Genomic DNA, 18,238 nt, shown 5'->3' on the forward strand with positions numbered 1-18,238 from the left:
CGTCCGGTGAGCGGCAGACGGGGTGCCGGGGTCAGCCGAGCGTCAGGGCCGGCACGGCGGGCGGGCGGTCCGGCAGGAAGCCGTGGGCGCCGCGGGCCAGCCACTCGGCCTTGTAGCGGTCCACGCCGCGGTGCCAGTTGAGAATGCCGGCCATCCAGTTCTGCAGGTCCGTGACATAGCCGTCCATGGCCGCGCGAGCCTCGGCGGACAGCGCCAGGTCGTCGTACAGCACGGGCAGTTCGCGCGCGGCCACATGCTCGAACTGCTCCATCCGCTGGGTCATCAGGTCGTGGACCACGCCGAGCGCCTGCGGATAGTCACAGCCGAAGAAGTGCTGCACGACGAGGATCGCGTTGTGGATCTCCCCCTCGTACTCGATCTCCTTCTGGTAGGAGAAGACGTCGTTCAGCAGGCACGCGTAGTCGACCGCGGCGTTCTCCAGGGAGCGCACCGGTCCGGCGGCGTAGACCTCGGCCGGTACGGCGGGGCCGTACCCCATGCGGCACAGGCTGAGGGTGAGGTCGGCGCCGAACGTCCGGCGGCGCATCTCCAGGTAGTCCACCGGGTCGGGGATCCGGTTCTGCAGCCGGTTGGACAGCTCCCACACCCAGCTCTCGGTCATCACGTCGACGGACGCCTTCATCGTGCGCCGCTGCTCCGGCGTCATCCGGGCCGTGGTGCGCGCCCACAGGTCGACCAGGGCGCGTTCCAGGGCGTTGGCCGGGGCGAGCGGCTCCTCGCCGTCGACGGGCATGCACGCCGACAGCCGGGCGGTGGTCAGCCGGGCGGCTGCCAGGTCACGGCGGTGGCCGTACAGGAGCGGGTAGTAGTCGTCGCCGTAGGTGCCCCAGGCCAGCCACTGGGCGCTGAGGTCGAGGGCCTCGGGGGTGGCGTCGGGGTCCAGGCCGGCCGAGCACAGGGCGAGGTCGTAGGCGCGGAGCTTGTCCTCGTCCCAGACACCCTCCCGCAGGATGCCGGTCGCCCGGCACCAGTCGGCCAGGCGCACGCGCGTGGCGTCCAGATGCGGGCTGAGTGCGAGCGGGAAGGGCATGTACAGGTCGGGGATGCGGGACGGGCCGACCTTCCGAAAAGGCACGTTCCGATAGGTGCGCAGCCGGTCCTGGGCGGCCGAGGCGAGCAGTGCGCCCACGTCGGCGGCGGAGGTGCCGCGTCCGGTGAGGGCCTGCCACGGCGCATCGGTCCGGGCGCCCTTGTTCATGTAGCGGCTGGAGCGCATGTGCCACTCGTGGCCGCCGGACTGCCAGTCCTGCAGCCCCTTGGTGTAGGCGGCGACGGCGGCGACCTCGGCCGGGTTCAGCCCGTGCTCCAGGGCGAGCGCGGGCACCTCGGTGAGCGCCGTGTGCTCGAACTGGTGCAGCCGCGAGGTGAGGATGTCGTTGACGGTGTCGGCGGCCTCCTGCGTCGTGCAGCCGAAGAAGGTCTCCAGCACGAGCACGCCGTTGCTGTTCTCCCCCTCGTCCTCCACCTCGCGCTGGTAGGAGAAGAGGTCGTTGCGCAGGTGCACGGCGTCGGAGAAGGTCTCCATCAGCACCCGCAGCGGCCGCGTGAGCGCCACCTGCGCCGGGACCTCCGCCGTCGCGTACTCCACGAGCCCCGCCGACCAGGGCGCGCCGCCCACCTTGCGGCGCATCTCGATGTACTCGACCGGGTTGGCGATCCGGCCCTCGTTGATGTTGGACAGCTCCCACATCGACTCGTTGAGCAGATGCTCGGTGGCGACGGAGAAGCGGCGCCGCCAGCCGACCGACATGGACGGCACGGTGCGCTGCCACAGGTCCCTGAGCCCGGCCTCCACCGGATTCTCCGGCTCCGGCACCTGCGCGGCGGGGTCCAGCGGCATGAACAGCGGCAGCCGGTCGAGGTGGGCCTTCCCGGCGGCGCGGTCCTGGGTGCGCTTGAACATGTCCAGGAAGTGGTCGTCGAAGAAGAACACCCACACGTACCAGTCGGTGATCAGCGACAGGGCGGGCCCGTCGCAGTCGGGGTGGGTGTAGGCGCAGAGCAGTCCGTAGTCGTGCGCTTCCAGGTCGGACTGTTCCCAGATCCCCGACCCCTCCAGCATGCCCATCTCGTGCGCCCACAGCGTGGAGTGCGCCCGGGCCTCCTCCAGATGCGGGTTGAGCCGCGCGGGATACGGCATGTAGAAGTGCGGGAGTTCGAACGGCTGCGTCATGGCCGGGCCCTACCCAGGGCCCTCGGCAGGCATCCGGGCGGGCGGACATGATCACACCATCGCGTGAACCACGGCCCGAACAGGCCCGAACAGACGCGGGAGTTGCCCCCGCACGGCCCCTGGACGCCGCGCGGCCTTGCGTCCACCGTGGTCGCATGACGACGTTCACGCTCCCGCACGAGCTGCTCGGCGACGGCGCCCACAAGGTGTTCGCCGTGCACGGCTGGTTCGCCGACCGCTCCGCCTTCGCACCCGTACGCGCCGACCTCGACGGCGTGTCCTTCACCTACGCCCTGGTCGATCTGCGCGGCTACGGCGGGGCGAGGGACGCCGGCGGCCCGTTCACCACCGGACAGGCCGCCCGGGACCTGGTGGCGCTGGCCGACCGGCTCGGCTGGGACCGGTTCTCGGTGGTGGGCCACTCGATGGGCGGCGCGGTCGGGCAGCGGCTGCTCCATGCCGCCCCGCACCGCCTGCGCCGGCTGGTCGGGGTGTCCCCCGTGCCCGCCTCGGGGCTCGCGCTGCCGCCCGAGCAGTGGGAGCTGTTCGCGGACGCCGCGCACCGGCCGGAGAACCGGCGCGCCATCATCGACATCACGACCGGCGGTCGCCGCCCCGCGGCCTGGCTCGAGCGGATGGTCGCCCGCTCGCTGGAGTGCGGCGACGACAAGGCGTTCCGCGCCTGGCTGGACTCCTGGGCCGGGGAGGACTTCCACGCCGATGTGCGCGGTGCCGGCCACCCCGCGCTCGCCGTCGCCGGTGCGCTGGACCCGGCGCTCTCCGCGGATCTGCTGCGCCGTACCTGGGGTGCCTGGTTCCCGCGAGCGGAGATCCACGAACTGCCGGGCGCCGGTCACTACGCCATGGACGAGACGCCGCTGGAGTTGATCCGCGTCGTCGAGGACTTCCTGCGGGCCGACGACCCGCGGGAGGGCGGCGGCACGAGGGACCACTCACCGGACGGTGACGCAAGGGACGCCTCACAGGACGGTGACGGCACACGGGACGCCGGCAGCCCCCGCGCCGAGGACGCGGCCGGCGAGGACGCGTGACCGCTCCCACCGCCCCGCCCGTGCCCGACGTGTTCGACCCCCGGCAGTACGCGCACGCCGTCCCGTACGCCGCCTACCGCGTACTGCGCGACCACCATCCGGTGGCCTGGCAGACCGAGGCGGAGGTGCTGGGCTGGCCCGCGGGCCCCGGGTTCTGGGCGGTGACCCGGCACGCGGACGTGGTGCGGGTGCTCAAGGACACGACGACGTACTCCTCGCACCTGGGCGCCACCCAGATCCGCGACCCCGACCCCGAGGACCTGCCGTTCATCCGGCGGATGATGCTCAACCAGGACCCGCCCGGGCACGGCAGGCTGCGCCGCCTGGTCAGCCGGGCGTTCACCCCGGGCCGGGTCGAACGCTTCACGCACGTCGCCCGGGACCGCGCCCGGGAGCTGCTCGGCCGGGCACTGGCCGGGGTCCCGGCCGACGGCGGCACCGTCGATCTGGTGGCGGCGGTGACCGACGACTACGCGCTGCTCAACCTCACCGACCTGCTGGGTGTACCGGAGAGCGACCGCGGGCTGCTGCTGCACTGGACGCAGCGCGTCATCGGCTACCAGGATCCCGACGAGGCCGGGCCGGCCGTGCGGGACGCGGCGGGGCGCCCGGTGAACCCGCGCTCACCGGCGATGCTCGGGGACATGTTCGCGTACGCCCGGCAGCTCGCCGCGTACAAGCGCCGCCGTCCGGCCGACGACATCATGACGACCCTCGCTCACGACGCCGAACTCACCGGGCCGGAGCTGGAGATGTTCTTCTTCCTGCTCACGGTCGCCGGCAACGACACCGTGCGCAGTGCGGCGCCCGGCGGCCTGCTGGCGCTCGCCGGCCACCCGGAGCAGTACGAGGCTCTGCGCGCGGGCAAAGCCGGCCTCGCCACGGCCGTGGACGAGTTGCTGCGCTGGCACCCGCCGGTGCTCACCTTCCGCCGAACCGCGCTGCGGGACACCGAGCTGGCCGGGCGGCGCATCCGGGCGGGCGAGAAGGTGGTCGTCTTCCACGCCGCCGCCAACCGCGACGAGCGGGTCTTCGCCGAGCCCGACCGGCTCGACCTCGCCCGTTCCCCGAATCCGCATGTGTCGTTCGGGAACGGCCCGCATGTGTGCCTGGGCGCGCACTTCGCCCGGCTGCAACTGCGGCTGCTGTACGAGGAGGTGCTGCGGACGCTGCCTGTACTGCGCCTCGCGGGGCCGGAGAAGCGGCTGGTGTCGAACTTCATCAACGGCATCAAGGAGCTGCCGGTGCGCACCGGTTGAGCGTCCCGCGCGCCGGCGCCCCTCGCACCCTCGGCCCCCCGACCAGCGCCCCTCGCCCCCACGGCTCGATGGTCACCGCCGGACCTGGATCAGCGCATGCGTACCGCTGGTCCGCCATCCCGGTCCCTCGGCGGAGTCGAGGGCGGCCACGGTGGCGGAGTCGAGACCGGTCACCACGTCCGACTTCAGGGTGCGCAGCGCGGCGACCGGCCCCGGGAAGTGGGCGGTGACCTCGGCGAACGCCGTGGTGGCGGGCCACATCCGGTCACCCACCAGGCGCCGGTAGTTGAGGTCGCCCTTGACCACGGTCAGCGTGCAGGCGGCGAACTCGGCGCGCAGGTCGCCGGGCATCCGCGCGTAGGGCAGCGGACCGGCGAAGAACGGGTGGGCGCGCACGGCGAGGGTGCCGTCGGTCATGGCCTGCCACAGCCGCCGCCCGTGTTCCCCGGCCGCGCCCGGGGCGGCGGTGAGCCGGCGCAGGGCGTCCACGACGTCGGCCGTGGTGGCGTCGGAGACGTAGTACGGATGCGGTTTGACGTGCAGCTGGACGCGCGCGACGTGGCCGTGGGCGAGCAGGTGGGAGATCAGCAGGAGGTCGGGGACGAGTTCGCGGCCGGCGTTGTCGGCGACGAGGCAGAGGGTGCCGTCCGCGCGGCCGGGCGGGAGCAGCGCCCACAGGGCCGCGCTGTCGTCGGCGAGCAGGGCCGGGGCGGTGTCCCGGGCGGCACCGCCGGCCGTCTGGAGGCGGAAGCTCAGGTCGGCGCGGTTGCCCCACAGGGAGCCGTGCAGCAGGGCGGTGCCCTGTTCGTGCGGGGTCAGCGTGGCGAGCCGGTCGAGTGCGGCGAGTTCCTCGTCGGTCTCGGGGGCGTCGAGTTCGGCGCGTTTGGCGGGCCGGAACGGGTCGATGCCGCGCCAGGGGCCGTCGCCGAAGTAGCCGACGGTCTCCAGGAGCAGGCGGTAGAAGTAGCTCTCCGACCACAGCCAGGGCACGTCGAACCAGGACCGGCCGGTGTACGTCCCAAGCCCCCAGGCAAGCCAGCGGTCGCGGTCCGGGGCCTGGTCCGGGAGGGGTTCGATCACGCCGTGCGCGCACTGGGCGAGCAGCGCGTCGAGGGCTGCGCGCAGGTCGGGGCCGTAGGGGAAGGCGTCGCGGACCTGCCGGACGATCGCGAGGTGCCGTTCGGCGAGCACGCTGTGCGGGAAGGATCCGGGCTCGTCGGCGCGCAGCTCCGGGGGCTGCGGGGTGTCGGGCATGCCGCTCACCGTACCTCCGGCCGGGCTACGGCGCCGTTCTCGTCCCGGCCGACCCGGCGACGGCGCCGTTCTCCTTTCCGCCGGCCCGGCGACGGCGTCGTTCCGCTTCCCGTCGGCCCGGCGGCGAGCGGCCCGGCGCTCGCCTGCCGTCGGGCGACGGTGGGACGGCCGGGAAGCCGGTGTCAGACGGCGGCCGCCGCGGCCTCGCGCTCCAGGCGGGTGACGAGCGTCAGATAGCGCGGGCGGCGCGGCACCGGCACCAGGCCGCGGATGAGCAGGTGCCACATCTCGGCCATCCGGCGGGGCAGCCGGGTGACGGGCTCCAGGGAGCGGCCGACGACTCGGGTGCCGACGAAGAAGGAGACCAGGGAGTGGGTGACGGCGTCGATGTCGACGTCCGGATGGAGGTCGGACTCGCGGACCGCGCCGCGCAGCCGCCGGGAGACCAGCTCGCGCCACTCGGTGAACGGGTGGCGCAACGGCGGGCGGACCGGGACGGAACCGGTGGCGAGCCGGAGACCGGCCCGGGCGATCGGGCCCTCGACGGACAGCCGGGCGAAGCCGAAGGTGATGCGCATCAGCGCTTCCAGGGACGGGTATCCGTGGCCGTCGACGTCACCGGCGACCTTGCGGGACGCCTCGGACTGGATCTCCAGGATGGCGTGCGCGAGGTCTTCCTTGGCGGCGAAGTGGAAGTAGAGGGCGCCTTTGGTGACCTTGGCGTGCTCGACGATGTCGCTGAGGCTCGTCGATTCGTAGCCGTGCCGGTCGAACAGGTCGGCTGCGGCGGTGAGGATCGTCGCGCGGGTCTGTTCGGCGCGTAACTGCCTCGGCATCGACAGGTCACTCCTGGGGGTACGGGAAGAGAGAACGGACCACGCCGTTTGTTTCACGGGTGTTGCTCACTCCGCGTACATGCTAGCTCACCGGTCGCCCGGGCCCACCCCGGCCAGGGGAGCGGCACGCGCACGCGTGGTCCCGCTCCCGAGCTGCTACCCACTCAACTCCCGGCCGAACATGGCCGGGAGTACGGGGCGGAAGGTCTGTTTCCGGCTCGGTCAGCCCAGTCCCACGGACTTCAGCCAGGCCTGCGCCACGTCGAGCGGGTCCTTCTTGTCCAACTGGACCTGGGCGTCCAGGGCGAGCAGCGTCTTCGTGTCCAGCTTGGCGGAGACGGCGTTGAGCGCGTCGACGCCCGGCTGCGGCAGGCCCTTCTTGTAGACCAGGGGCTGCACGTTCTGGAAGCCGAAGAGGTTCTTCGGATCCTGCAGGACGACGAACTTCTCCTTCTGCACGGTGGGGTCGGTGGAGAAGAGGTCCGCGACCTGGACGTTGTTCTGCTTCAACGCCGCCTGGGTCAGCGGGCCGCCCGCGTCCAGCGCCTTGAACGACTTGAACTCCAGGCCGTACACCGACTTCAGGCCCTCCAGGCCCTGCTGCCGCTTCTGGAACTCAGGCGAGGCGCCGACGACCAGTTCCCCCGCGATGTCCTTGAGGTCGGCGATGGTCGAGGAGGACGTGAGGTGGTACTTCGCCGCCGTTTGCGCGTTGAGCGCCAGCGCGTCCTTGTCCTCGGCCGGAGAGGGCTGCAGCAGCGTCAGCTCCGGGTCCAGCTTGGCCGCGATGGCCCGGGTGGTCTCCTCGGCCGTCTTCGGCGTGGCCTTGCGGTCGAGGTAGGCGAGCAACGCGCCGTTGTACTCGGGCAGGACGGTGAGGGAACCGTTCTTGATCAGGCCGTACGTCGTCTCGCGGGTGCCGATGTTGGGCTTGTAGGTGACCTTGACGCCCTTGGCGCGCAACGCCTCGCCGTAGATGTCGGCGAGCAGCGTGGACTCGGGGAAGTTGTTGGAGCCGACGACCACCGTCTTGCCGTCGGAGTCGTTCTCCGCGAGCGGGTTGTCGCCCTTGCTGTCGGAGGAACACCCTGCCAGCAGCACGGACGTCGCGGCGAGCACGACGGCGGCGGCGAGGGGCCTGCGGGTCCTGCGGTGCTGGGCGGTAGTAGTCACCCACTGATCCAATCCAGCCACTTCTCCCCCGTCAAGGGCATTTGTGTTACCAATGCACTTCGTCATGGCGCCCGTTGGGCTCGTCCTCTCAGCCCCGCCGGCGCACCCCCGGCGACACCGCGTAACGGCCGGCGGCCCAGAACAGCGCGAGGGTGACGAGGGCCAGCCCGGCCACCAGGGTGGCGCCGCCGACGACCTTCTCGTAGTCGTGCTGGTACAGGCCGTCGATGACGTACCGGCCGAGCCCGCCGAAGCTGACGTACGCGGCGATGGTGGCCGTCGAGACGATCTGGATGGCCGCCGAGCGCAGACCGCTGAGGATCAGCGGGAGCGCGACGGGCAGTTCGACCCGGAAGAGGATGCGTGTCTCGGGCATGCCCATGCCCCGGGCCGCGTCCACCGGGGACGGGTCGACGGAGCGCACCGCCTCGTAGGTGGTGACGAGGATCGGCGGGATCGCGAGGACCACCAGCGGGATCATCACCGGCAGCAGTCCGAAGCCGAGCAGGATGAACATCAGCACCAGCAGGCCGAAGCTGGGCAGGGCGCGGGCGGCGGTGGCGATCAGCGCGAGCGCGTTGCCGCCGCGTCCGGTGTGCCCGGTGAGCAGTCCGGCCGGCAGCCCGACGGCGGCGGCGATCACCAGCGCCAGCAGCGAGTACTGCACGTGTTCGCGCAGCCGGGTGGGGATGCCGTCGTAGCCGTGCCAGTGGGAGCTGTCGCTGAAGAAGGCGTCGACGAAGTGGAGGATGTTCACCGCGTGGCCTCCTCGGTCGCGGACACCACAGGTTCGGGGCGCGGTCCGGCGGTCGCCGTACGGGTGCCGCGCGGCATCCAGGGCGTGAGCAGCAGGCGTACGGCGACGAGGACGGCGTCGGCGAGGACGGCGAGGACGGCGGTGCCGATGACCGAGAGCCACACCAGCCGGGGCTGCTGGTAGGTCATGCCGTCGTTCAGCAGGTTGCCGAGGCCGCCCTGGTTGCCGATCAGCATGCCGACGCTGACCAGGGAGATGCTGGAGACCGTCGCGACGCGCAGTCCGGCGAGGATCGCGGGCACCGCGATCGGCAACTGCACCGTCAGATAGCGGCGCACGGGTCCGAAGCCCATGGCGGTCGCGGCGTCCAGGGTCTCCTGCGGCACCGAGCGGACGCCGTCGACTACGGCCGGGACGAGGACCACCAGGCTGTAGAGGCCGAGCGGGATCATCACGGTCGTCTCGCTCTGGCCGGTGTAGTCGATCAGGAAGACGATGAGGGCGAGGGAGGGGACGGCGTACAGCACGGTCGCCACCCCGAGCACCGGCGGGTACAGCCAGCGCAGCCGCACGCACAGCTGGGCGAGGGGCAGCGCCACCAGCAGCCCGGCGAGGACCGGGATCAGCGCCTCGCGCAGATGCATGCCGACCAGGCCGAGGTAGGTGTTCTGCAGATCGCTGGGAAGGTGGAACAGGCCGTTCATCGCAGGGCCTTCGGCGCGCTCGGGCTCTGGGCGTGCGCGGCCCGGATCGCCGCCCCGATGGCCTGCTGCGACACGACACCGCGCACGCGCCCGGTGTCGTCCACGGCGACGGCCCAGCCGGTCGGTGACAGCACGGCGCAGTCCAGCGCGGCCCGCAGCGAGTCGGTGCCGGCGACGAACGGCCGCCCGTACGGCAGCAGTCGGGCCGGGTCGATGCTCCCGGCGGTCAGCTCGCCCGGCTCGCCCCAGCCGAGCGGCCTGCCGTCGGCGTCGGTGACGAGGAGGTAGGGCGCCTCGCCCCCGTCCGCCGCGGCGATCTGCTGCGCTGTGGCGTCCACCGCGACGACCGGCTCCGTGAGCAGTCCGAGGCCGGCGGAGGAGAAGAAGGACAGGCGCCGGATGCCCCGGTCGGCGCCGAGGAAGTCCTCGACGAAGGCGTCGGCCGGCCGGGACAGCAGCTCGGCGGGCGGCGCGTACTGGGCGAGCCGGCCGCCGGTGCGCAGGACGGCGACCATGGTGCCGAGTTTGACGGCCTCGTCGATGTCGTGGGTGACGAAGACGATCGTCTTGCCCAGCTCGTCCTGCAGGCGCAGCAGTTCGTCCTGGAGACCCTTGCGGACCACGGGGTCGACGGCGGAGAACGGCTCGTCCATCAACAGGACCGGGGGGTCGGCGGCGAGCGCCCGGGCCACGCCGACGCGCTGCTGCTGGCCGCCGGAGAGCTGGTGCGGGTAGCGCCGGGCGAGCGAGCCGTCGAGGCCGACGCGCTCCATCAACTCACGGGCCCGCTCGCGGGACTTGGCCTTGCCCCAGCCGAGCAGACGCGGGACGGTGGCGATGTTGTCGACGATCGTGCGGTGCTGGAAGAGCCCGGCGTGCTGGATGACGTATCCCATGGACCGGCGCAGGGTGTGCACCGGCTGCTGCTGGAGGTCGGTGCCGTCGAGCAGGATGCGGCCCTCGCTGGGCTCGACCATCCGGTTGATCATCCGCAGGGTCGTCGTCTTGCCGCAGCCGGAGGGGCCGACGAGGACGGTGATCGCCTTCTCGGGTATCTCCAGCGTGAGCCCGTCGACCGCCACCGTGCCGTCCGGGTACCGCTTGGTGACTGATTCCATCCGTATCAAAACGCCGAACGCCCTTCGGTTGGCAGCACGTGCCTGGCGGCAGGCGTCTTTCCGTACGTGCGTACGGACGCCCGATGCCGGACGAGTCTAGACGCCGTGAACGTCCCTACCCCGGAAGGCCGCTGTTATGGACCGGTGAACAGTGCCGTCTTTGGCCCTGTCCGGCGGGCCAAGGCGCGGGCAGGGTGGGGCACCTCGCCCTTCTCGCGGAGGTTCCCTTGAGCGTCACGTTCCTGCTGACCACCCTGGTGGTGGTCGTCACCCCGGGCACCGGCGTGGTGTACACGCTGGCCGCCGGGCTCACGCACGGCCGGCGGGCCGGCGTGGTGGCCGCGTGCGGCTGCACCCTCGCCGCCCTGCCGCACCTGCTGGCCGCCGTGACCGGGCTGGCCGCCCTGCTGCACGCGGGCACCGTCGCCTTCACCGTGGTGAAGTACCTCGGTGTCGCCTATCTGCTGTACATGGCGGGGGCGATGCTGCGCGACCGCTCGGCCCTGGTGGTCGACCGGGAGGCCGCACCGCGCTCCGCCTCCCGCCTGATCGGTTCCGCCGTCCTGGTCAACCTGCTCAACCCCAAACCGGCCCTGTTCTTCCTGGCGTTCCTGCCGCAGTTCGTGACGCCGGGCGACGTCGGGGCGATGCTGCGGCTGGGAGCGGTGTTCATGGCCCTGACCTTCGTCGTCTTCACCGCGTACGCCCTCGGCGCCGCCGCGCTGCGGGAGCGGCTGCCCGAGCGGCCCGGACTGCTGACGGGGATGCGCCGGGGCTTCGCCGCCTGCTTCGTCGCCCTGAGCCTGCGGCTGGCGGTGGCGTGAGCATGCGTTTCCGGCACGCGGACGCGATCTGGTCCGCCCACCCGGGGCTCGCCGCCGGTGTGCTGTACGCCGACGGGGTCGACGCCCTCGCGGACACGGGCCCGCGGGCAGCCGCGCACACCGCCCTGGCCGCGGCCCGCCTGGCCGGGGCCCCGGAGGGCGAGTTCCCCGAAGTGGCGGCCTGGCGCCGCACGTTCTCCCGGCTGGGTCTGCGGCCCACGCAGTACCGGTGCGCCGCGGAGTCGCTGCTGCGGCGGCTGCGCAAGGAGGGCGGCCTGCCGCGCATCCACCCGGTGGTGGACCTGTGCAACGCGATCTCGGTGGCCCACGCCGTCCCGGTCGCCGCCCTCGACGCGGACCGCGTCGCCGGCCCCCTGCTCGAAGTACGGCCCGCCCGGGGCGACGAGGTGTACACGGCCTTCGGCGGCGCCACGGAGCATCCCGCGCCCGGCGAGGTGACGTTCGTCGACTGCGCCGGCCGTGCGCACTCCCGCCGCTGGACCCACCGGCAGAGCGGATACTCCGCCGTCGGCCCGGACACCCGCCGCGTCCTGGTGGTGGCCGAGGCGATGCACGACGGCGGCTCGCAGACCGTGCGGGCGCTGCTGAAGACGGTCGCGGAGGAGTTCGCCGCGCACGGGCCGGTCCTCGTCACGGACGCCGTTCTCATCGCCGGGGCGCCGGAGTTCGCCTTCGGGGACTGAGCGGACCGTGACAGCATGTGCCCGATGAACGCAGCACCCGGCGGCTCCGACTTCCTGCAGCTCGACATCGGCAGGGCACCGGCCGGGGGCAAGGCGCGGTGGCTGACCGAGCGTCTGCGCCGGGCCATGGCCGACGGCCGGCTCACGGTGGGCAGCACGCTGCCGCCCACCCGGGTGCTCGCCGCCGAACTGCGCGTGTCGCGGGGCGTGGTGACAGAGGCGTACCGCCGGCTGGCCGAGGACGGGCACCTGGAGGGGCGGCGGCGCGGGGGCACGGTCGTGGTCGCGGTCCCGCAGGAGCGGGTCCGCGGCGAAGCCGCCGCCCCGGCCGGCCCGGGCACGGACGCGTTCACCGGCGAGCCGGGCCCGGACGTCTTCGACGCGCTGCGTGCGGCCCCCGCCCCGTTCGACTTCACCCCCGGCCGGCCCGATCTGACGGCGTTCCCGCGCGCCGCGTACCTGCGCGCCGAACGCGCGGTCCTCGCCGGGTTGTCGGCGGACAGCCTCGGTTACGGTGACCCGCGTGGCGCGCCGGCCCTGCGCCGGGCCGTGGCCGACTGGCTCGCGCGCAACAGGGGGGTGCGGGTGGCTCCCGACGACGTACTCATCGTGGCCGGGATCGCGCAGGCGCTCACCCTGCTGCACACCGTCCTGCGCGCCGACGGCATCGACGCCGTCGCACTGGAGGACCCCGGCTCGCTGGGCTCGCGCCAGCATCTGCGCAACGGCGGGCTGGCCACACCCCCGGTACCGGTGGACGAGGCCGGGATACGCGTCGACGCCCTGCGCGCCTCGGGCGCCCGCGCGGTCCTGCTCACGCCGGCCCACCAGTTCCCCACCGGCGTCGTCACGAGCGGCGAGCGCCGCCGTGAGCTGCTGCGCTGGGCGCGGGACGGGGGGCTGATCCTGGAGGACGACTACGACGCCGAGCACCGCTACGACCGGCCGCCGGTGCCGGCGCTGCGCGAGTTGCTGGCCGACCGCGTCTGCTACATGGGCAGCGTGTCGAAGCTGCTCGCGCCCGCCCTGCGGATCGGCTGGCTGATCCCCCCGCCCGCCTACCGCGCCGCCCTCACCACCGCCAAACGCTTCGCCGACCTGGGCAACGCGGTGCTCCCTCAGCTCACGCTGGCCGAGCTGATGGACTGCGGCGACCTGGAACGCCACCTCCGGCTCCTGCGCGGCCGTCACCGCCGGCGCCGGGACACGATGATCGGCGCCCTCGCCGCCCACCTGCCGGGCGCGGTGGTGCACGGTGCGGCAGCCGGGCTGCATCTGACGGTCACCTACGCCGCGGACGTCCCGGACACCGACCTGGCCCGGGCCGCGCTCACCCACGGCGTCAAGTGCCACCCCCTCTCCTGGCACCGCCAGCGCCCCGGCCGCCCCGGCCTGGTCCTCGGCTACGCGGCGACGCCGACGGGAGTGATCACCGAGGGAGTGGCAGGTCTGGGCCGGGCTCTGCGCGAACTGAGCTGACGCCCGCCACCCTCTCCCGGTGCCCACTACCCTCTCCTGGTGCCCGCCACCCGCTCCTACGGCCCGCCGCGCCCTCGCGGCCGCGCCCCCAGGACCGCCACGTCATCCTCGGCGTGCCGTGCGTCCATCCGGACCAGAACGGTGTCCAGGATCTGCTCCAGCGTGGCCCCGGCAGGGAACGGCACCCGCGCCAACCGCTCCAGCCCCCGGTCGATGTCCTCCCCGCGCCGCTCCACCAGCCCGTCCGTGAACAGCAGCAACGTGTGGCCGCTGTCCAGTTCGTAGGTGGCGGACTCGTACCCGCCGAGCCCGGTCCCGAGCGGCGGCCCGACGGGCAGCGGCAGCAGGCGGCTGCCGGCGTGCTCGTCGATCACGACCGGTGGCAGATGCCCGGCCCCGGCCAGCGTGACCTGCCCGCGCGCGGGATCGACGCGGGCGATCAGGCACGTGGCGGGCCGCATGTCCGGCTCCCCGGCGGCGAGGTCGTCCATCTGCCGCAGCACCCGGTGCGGCGGCAGGTCGGTGGCGGTGATCGACCGCAGCGAGGAGCGGTACGCGGCCATGTCGACGGCGGCCTCCACTCCGTGGCCCATGACGTCGCCGACGACGAGCAGGGTCCGGCCGAAGGGCAGCCGCACGGTCTCGCACCAGTCGCCGCCCACCAGGGCGCGCCGCCCGGCGGGCAGATAGCGTACGGCCACGTCGAGGTTCGGATGCGGCCGTCCCGGCTCGGCGAGCAGCGCGCGCTGCAGGTCGCCCATGGTGCGGCTGACGCGCGCGTACTCGTCGGCGTGCCGCAGGGACGGTCCGACGGGAGCGGCCAGCAGCCCGAGCAGTTCCGCCTCCTGCGAGGTGAGGGGCGGCGTCGGCCGGGCGCACACCAGGACGCCGTACATCTGCTCGGACGTGGCGAGCGGCAGGCAGACGGCGGCACCCGCGAAGACCGCTCCCGGCGGGAGCGGCCCGCCCTCCCGCACCGCCTCGGTGATCCGGCGTACGTCGGGCAGCGCGTCGGCGTCGCCGCTGATCGCCTCGTACCCGGAGACGGTCCCGCCGGTGATCCGGACGACCGCCGCCGTGCACCCGGCGAACACGCTCGCGGCGTGGGTCAGCTCCGCGCAGGTGAGGTCGGCGTCGAGCGTGGTGCCGACCCGGCTCAGCAGCGACCGCAACCCCGCGAGCCGCCGGTCCCCGGCGCCCGGGGCGGTCGCGGGCCGGCCCGGGGAGGCCGGCCGGCCGAGCGCTCTGATCCGTCGCACAACGCTGAACACGATCAAATCGTGACAGCGCCCGCCCGGCCGCGCACAACCGGGATCATCACGGGCCTGCGTCCCCTCCCACCCGCACGACCGCCAGGGTGATGTTGTCCGGCCCGCCCGCCTCGATGGCCGCGCGCCACAGTTCGAAGGCCGCCCGGCCGTCGTCGCTCTCGCGCAGCACCGCCTCGAGCACGTCCTCGGTCACCGGGTCGGTCAGCCCGTCGGTGCACACGAGGTAGCGGTCGCCGGGGCGCAGGGGCAGGACGGTGACGTGCGCCCGGACGTCACGGTGGGCGGCGGAGCCGCCGAGGCACTGGGTGACCAGGGACGTCGTGCGCTGACCGGGTTCGAGGGGCGGGCTGTCGTCGACGCTCACCTGGCGCAGCCCGTCGGAGGAGGTCGCGAAGACCCGGCTGTCGCCGATGTTGAAGACGAGCACCGAGTCGTGCAGCAGGACCAGACCGGCGACGGTCGTGCCCATGGCGGTGAGGTCGCCGCCCTCCGCGGCCTGGTACACGGCGCGGTTGCAGTCGCTCAGCGCCTGCCGTACGGCGTCCTCGTCGGCCAGCACGGGCCCGGCCCGGGCGAGCAGGCGGGCGACGAGGGCGCTGGCCACGTCACCACCGGGGTGACCGCCGAGCCCGTCGGCGACGGCGACCACGACGGGTGAGCGCAGCGGGAAGACCAGCGTCTGCGGGCTCTCGGTGACGGTGGCGCACAAGGTCCACGGTCCGGCGACGAGACTGTCCTCGTTGCGTTCGCGTACCAGCCCCGGATGGCTCAGTGCGCTCACGGCGACATACGGCATGCGGGTCCACCGCCTTCCGCTTCGGACCATGCCGGTCTGCGCCGGCCGTGGGCCGGGCCTCCCTCGTCGGTCCAGGGCGGCCCGGTGACGCTCTCAGCCCTCCTCGGGCTCCAGGCGCAGCGCGATGCTGTTGATGCAGTAGCGCTGGTCGGTCGGGGTCGGATAGCCCTCGCCCTCGAAGACGTGCCCGAGGTGGGAGCCGCAGCGGGCGCAGCGCACCTCGGTGCGGACCATGCCGTGGGAACGGTCCTGCACCAGCTCCACCGCGTCGGTGTCCTTCGGGTCGTAGAAGGACGGCCAGCCGCAGTGGGACTCGAACTTGGTCCGCGAGGTGAACAGTTCGGCGCCGCAGGCCCGGCAGGAGTAGACGCCCTTGGTCTTGGTGTCCGTGTACTCACCGACGAACGCGGGCTCGGTGGCGGCCTGGCGCAGCACCGCGTACTCCGCCGGGGTCAGCTCCGCGCGCCACTGCTCGTCCGGCTTCTCGACGTCGTACGACATGTCGGCCAACCCCTTCACTTCTGCGCGAGACGGTCCAGGATGCGCGGTCCGAGGTCGGTGACGTCGCCCGCGCCCATGGTGAGAACGAGATCACCGGCCCGCGCCATTCCCGCGACCACGTCCGGCACCTCCGCCTTGTCGTGAACGGCCGTGACATCGGCGCCCGCGGCGCGCGCGGCCTCGATGATCAGCTCGCTGGTGATGCCGGGGATCGGGTCCTCGCGGGCCGGGTAGATGTCGAGGACGACGGAGGCGTCGGCCAGGGACAGCGACTGGCCCATCTCCTTGCCCAGCTCCTGGGTGCGGGAGAACAGGTGCGGCTGGAAGACGACGAGGATGCGCGCGTCGCCCGCGGCGGCCCGCATGGCCTCCAGGTCGGCGGTCATCTCGGTGGGGTGGTGGGCGTAGGAGTCGATGACCTGGACCCCGGCCGCCTCGCCCTTGAGCTGCAGGCGCCGCTTGACGCCCGTGTACGCGGCGATCGCCGGGGCCAGCTCGGCGGCCGGGATGCCGAGGGCGGCGCCCGCGGTCAGCGCGGCGACCGCGTTGAGGGCGTAGTGACGGCCGGGCACGGAGACCTCGAAGGTCAGCTCCTGGCCGTCCAGGACGACCGTGACCTGGCTCTTGAGACCCTGCGGCACGATCGACAGCACGCGTACGCCGGCGTCCTCGGCCTCGCCGTAGGTCACCACGCGCACGTCCTTGACGCGCCGGGTCAGCTCGCGCGCGCCCTCGTGGTCGGCGGAGATCACCAGCGTGCCGCCGGGCACGATCTTGCCGGCGAAGGTCTCGAAGGACTCGTAGATCTCGTCCATCGAGGCGTAGTTGGCGTGGTGGTCCAGCTCGACGTTGAGGACGATGGCGACCTCGGGGGCGTACTTGTGGAAGCTGCGGTCGCTCTCGTCGGCCTCGGCGACGAAGATCTCGCCGTCACCGTGCAGCGCGTTGGAGCCGGGCGCGTCGAGGTCGCCGCCGATGGCGTACGACGGGTTCAGGCCCAGCGCGGTCAGGGAGACCGCGAGCATCGACGTGGTCGTCGTCTTGCCGTGGGTGCCGGCGACGGCGATCGGGCGCAGGCCCTCCATCAGCGCGGCGAGCGCGTCGGAGCGGTGCACGACGGGGACGCCCAGCTCGGCGGCGCGCACCAGCTCCGGGTTGTCCGCCCGGATCGCGGAGGAGACGACGACACAGCTCGCGTCGTCGGCGAGGTGCTCGGCGGCGTGCCCGATGTGCACGGTCGCGCCCAGCGCGCGCAGCGCCTCGGCGGTGGCGGACTCCTTGGCGTCGCTGCCGGCCACCTTGGCGCCGCGCTGCGCGAGGATCTTGGCGATGCCCGACATCCCGGCGCCGCCGATGCCGATGAAGTGCGGTCGGTCCATGGCGGTAGGAAGGCCGGGTGCCATGCGTTCTTCTCCCGAGTACGGTGCGGACTGGAGCGTGCCTAGCCTATGTGCTGAAGCACGGGCCGCTGTGCAAGGTGCGGGAGTGGACGTGCTCAGGGGCGCGGGGAACGGCGCGACCAGCCACGACGCACCCGCACCCGACATGGCACCGCACTCCGACGCGCTCACCGGCACCCCGCTGAGTGCCGACGCACCGCACTCCGGCTGCGCTCACCGGCACCCCCGCGGAGCGCTACGCCTTGCTGTGGGAGAAGAGCTTCAGCACCGGCACACCCACCTTGTGCCGCGCCCGCGAGGCCCAGTCACGGTGGAAGAACTCCTCCACGTAGTGCGGATCGGTGAGCACGATCACCTCGTCGGCGCCGATCTCGTCCACCAGCGTCCGCAGCGCGTCCAGCGGGTGGTCCTCGACGAGCCGGCCCTCGGCCGCGCTGCCGGACGAGCGCAGGGCGGTCAGGGACACGTCCAGGGCCTGCCGGCCGACGCTCTTGGCCTCGTCGCCCTCGGGCGTCTCCCCCTCGCGGGCGGCCTCGTCGATCTCGCCGAGCGCGATGTCGTCGATGGCTCTCAGCAGCCGGTCGGCCTGGTCGCCTCTGGGCTGGAGCAGGACGTGGAAGGTGACCGGCTCCTCCCCGTGCAAGCTGGTGACGAACTCCACGTCGGCGGACGTCAGGGCCTTCTCGATCATCAAAACGCTTGTGAACACCAGGCGCCCCTTCTGCTGCGGGGGCCGCGCCCCCTGTCCTCCGTAGGCCGTACCAGGCCCTGCGGAAACCATCCTGCCCCGTGATCGCACGGGTACTGCCGGATTTAGTGTGCCCGCCCGGAGCGAAACGGAACGACAGATTCCGCTGATGTCGGTCCCCCGGGCCGCACCCCGCCCGCCGGGGGCCCGGCGATCGGCCTCCCGGCG

At 73.0% G+C, this 18,238-nt stretch carries 17 protein-coding genes; 5 read left to right on the top strand and 12 right to left on the bottom strand.

Annotation, left to right across the window (positions count from 1 at the left end):
• Positions 1-31 precede the first annotated feature (31 nt).
• Positions 32-2,194, bottom strand: a complete 2,163-nt coding sequence (gene cyc2, locus AB0E88_RS06140) for a germacradienol/geosmin synthase Cyc2 (protein WP_361624577.1) — start codon at positions 2,192-2,194, stop codon at positions 32-34.
• 155 nt (positions 2,195-2,349) lie between these two features.
• Between cyc2 and AB0E88_RS06145 the strand changes: the two genes are divergently transcribed.
• Both AB0E88_RS06145 and AB0E88_RS06150 read left to right on the top strand, forming a co-directional pair.
• Positions 2,350-3,246 (top strand): alpha/beta hydrolase, encoded by an 897-nt coding sequence (locus AB0E88_RS06145; protein ID WP_361624580.1) that lies wholly within the window; start codon positions 2,350-2,352, stop codon positions 3,244-3,246.
• Positions 3,243-4,505: a cytochrome P450 gene (locus AB0E88_RS06150; protein ID WP_361624583.1), complete on the top strand. Its 1,263-nt coding sequence runs from the start codon at positions 3,243-3,245 to the stop codon at positions 4,503-4,505. Before AB0E88_RS06145 ends, AB0E88_RS06150 begins: the two co-directional genes overlap by 4 nt.
• Before the next feature lie 72 nt (positions 4,506-4,577).
• Here AB0E88_RS06150 and AB0E88_RS06155 read toward each other — a convergent pair whose 3' ends face one another.
• The 6 genes from AB0E88_RS06155 to AB0E88_RS06180 all read right to left on the bottom strand — a co-directional run bounded on the left by AB0E88_RS06155 (position 4,578) and on the right by AB0E88_RS06180 (position 10,356).
• Positions 4,578-5,759: a damage-control phosphatase ARMT1 family protein gene (locus AB0E88_RS06155; RefSeq protein ID WP_361624586.1), complete on the bottom strand. Its 1,182-nt coding sequence runs from the start codon at positions 5,757-5,759 to the stop codon at positions 4,578-4,580.
• 182 nt (positions 5,760-5,941) lie between these two features.
• Entirely contained in the window at positions 5,942-6,595 is a 654-nt protein-coding gene (locus tag AB0E88_RS06160; RefSeq protein WP_361624589.1) for a ScbR family autoregulator-binding transcription factor, read from the bottom strand.
• Positions 6,596-6,817: 222 nt separating this feature from the next.
• Positions 6,818-7,768, bottom strand: a complete 951-nt coding sequence (locus AB0E88_RS06165; protein WP_361624592.1) for an ABC transporter substrate-binding protein — start codon at positions 7,766-7,768, stop codon at positions 6,818-6,820.
• An 88-nt stretch (positions 7,769-7,856) separates the two neighbouring features.
• Positions 7,857-8,525 carry an ABC transporter permease gene (locus tag AB0E88_RS06170; RefSeq protein ID WP_361624595.1) on the bottom strand — a complete coding sequence of 223 codons (669 nt, stop codon included), beginning with the start codon at positions 8,523-8,525 and terminating at the stop codon, positions 7,857-7,859.
• Entirely contained in the window at positions 8,522-9,229 is a 708-nt protein-coding gene (locus AB0E88_RS06175) for an ABC transporter permease (protein ID WP_361624598.1), read from the bottom strand. The genes AB0E88_RS06170 and AB0E88_RS06175 overlap by 4 nt, the downstream gene beginning before the upstream one ends.
• Positions 9,226-10,356, bottom strand: a complete 1,131-nt coding sequence (locus AB0E88_RS06180) for an ABC transporter ATP-binding protein (RefSeq protein ID WP_361624601.1) — start codon at positions 10,354-10,356, stop codon at positions 9,226-9,228. Before AB0E88_RS06180 ends, AB0E88_RS06175 begins: the two co-directional genes overlap by 4 nt.
• A 218-nt stretch (positions 10,357-10,574) precedes the next feature.
• Here AB0E88_RS06180 and AB0E88_RS06185 point away from each other — a divergent pair, with 218 nt between their 5' ends.
• From AB0E88_RS06185 to AB0E88_RS06195, 3 genes are read left to right on the top strand one after another with little or no spacing between them, the layout of a single operon-like run.
• Complete coding sequence (locus AB0E88_RS06185) at positions 10,575-11,171, top strand: LysE family translocator (protein WP_361624604.1); 597 nt, start codon at positions 10,575-10,577, stop codon at positions 11,169-11,171.
• 2 nt (positions 11,172-11,173) lie between these two features.
• On the top strand, positions 11,174-11,875 hold the full coding sequence (locus tag AB0E88_RS06190; protein WP_361624607.1) for a phenylalanine--tRNA ligase beta subunit-related protein: 702 nt from the start codon (positions 11,174-11,176) through the stop codon (positions 11,873-11,875).
• 24 nt (positions 11,876-11,899) lie between these two features.
• Positions 11,900-13,354 carry a PLP-dependent aminotransferase family protein gene (locus AB0E88_RS06195; RefSeq protein ID WP_361624610.1) on the top strand — a complete coding sequence of 485 codons (1,455 nt, stop codon included), beginning with the start codon at positions 11,900-11,902 and terminating at the stop codon, positions 13,352-13,354.
• Positions 13,355-13,410: 56 nt separating this feature from the next.
• Here AB0E88_RS06195 and AB0E88_RS06200 read toward each other — a convergent pair whose 3' ends face one another.
• The 5 genes from AB0E88_RS06200 to AB0E88_RS06220 form a co-directional block, all read right to left on the bottom strand.
• Positions 13,411-14,625, bottom strand: coding sequence for a SpoIIE family protein phosphatase (locus AB0E88_RS06200; protein WP_361624613.1), 1,215 nt, complete (start codon positions 14,623-14,625; stop codon positions 13,411-13,413).
• A 46-nt stretch (positions 14,626-14,671) separates the two neighbouring features.
• Complete coding sequence (locus tag AB0E88_RS06205) at positions 14,672-15,421, bottom strand: protein phosphatase 2C domain-containing protein (RefSeq protein ID WP_361624616.1); 750 nt, start codon at positions 15,419-15,421, stop codon at positions 14,672-14,674.
• A 93-nt stretch (positions 15,422-15,514) separates the two neighbouring features.
• Positions 15,515-15,922: a peptide-methionine (R)-S-oxide reductase MsrB gene (gene msrB / locus AB0E88_RS06210; RefSeq protein ID WP_361624619.1), complete on the bottom strand. Its 408-nt coding sequence runs from the start codon at positions 15,920-15,922 to the stop codon at positions 15,515-15,517.
• 14 nt (positions 15,923-15,936) lie between these two features.
• Complete coding sequence (gene murC / locus AB0E88_RS06215; RefSeq protein WP_361624622.1) at positions 15,937-17,325, bottom strand: UDP-N-acetylmuramate--L-alanine ligase; 1,389 nt, start codon at positions 17,323-17,325, stop codon at positions 15,937-15,939.
• Positions 17,326-17,557: 232 nt separating this feature from the next.
• A complete protein-coding gene (locus AB0E88_RS06220; RefSeq protein ID WP_361624625.1) occupies positions 17,558-18,031 on the bottom strand; it encodes an indole-3-glycerol phosphate synthase in 474 nt (157 codons plus the stop codon).
• Positions 18,032-18,238: the final 207 nt, after the last annotated feature.

Origin of the sequence: Streptomyces sp. NPDC028635 (genome assembly GCF_040637635.1) — a bacterium.
Taxonomy (GTDB): Bacteria; Actinomycetota; Actinomycetes; order Streptomycetales; family Streptomycetaceae; genus Streptomyces.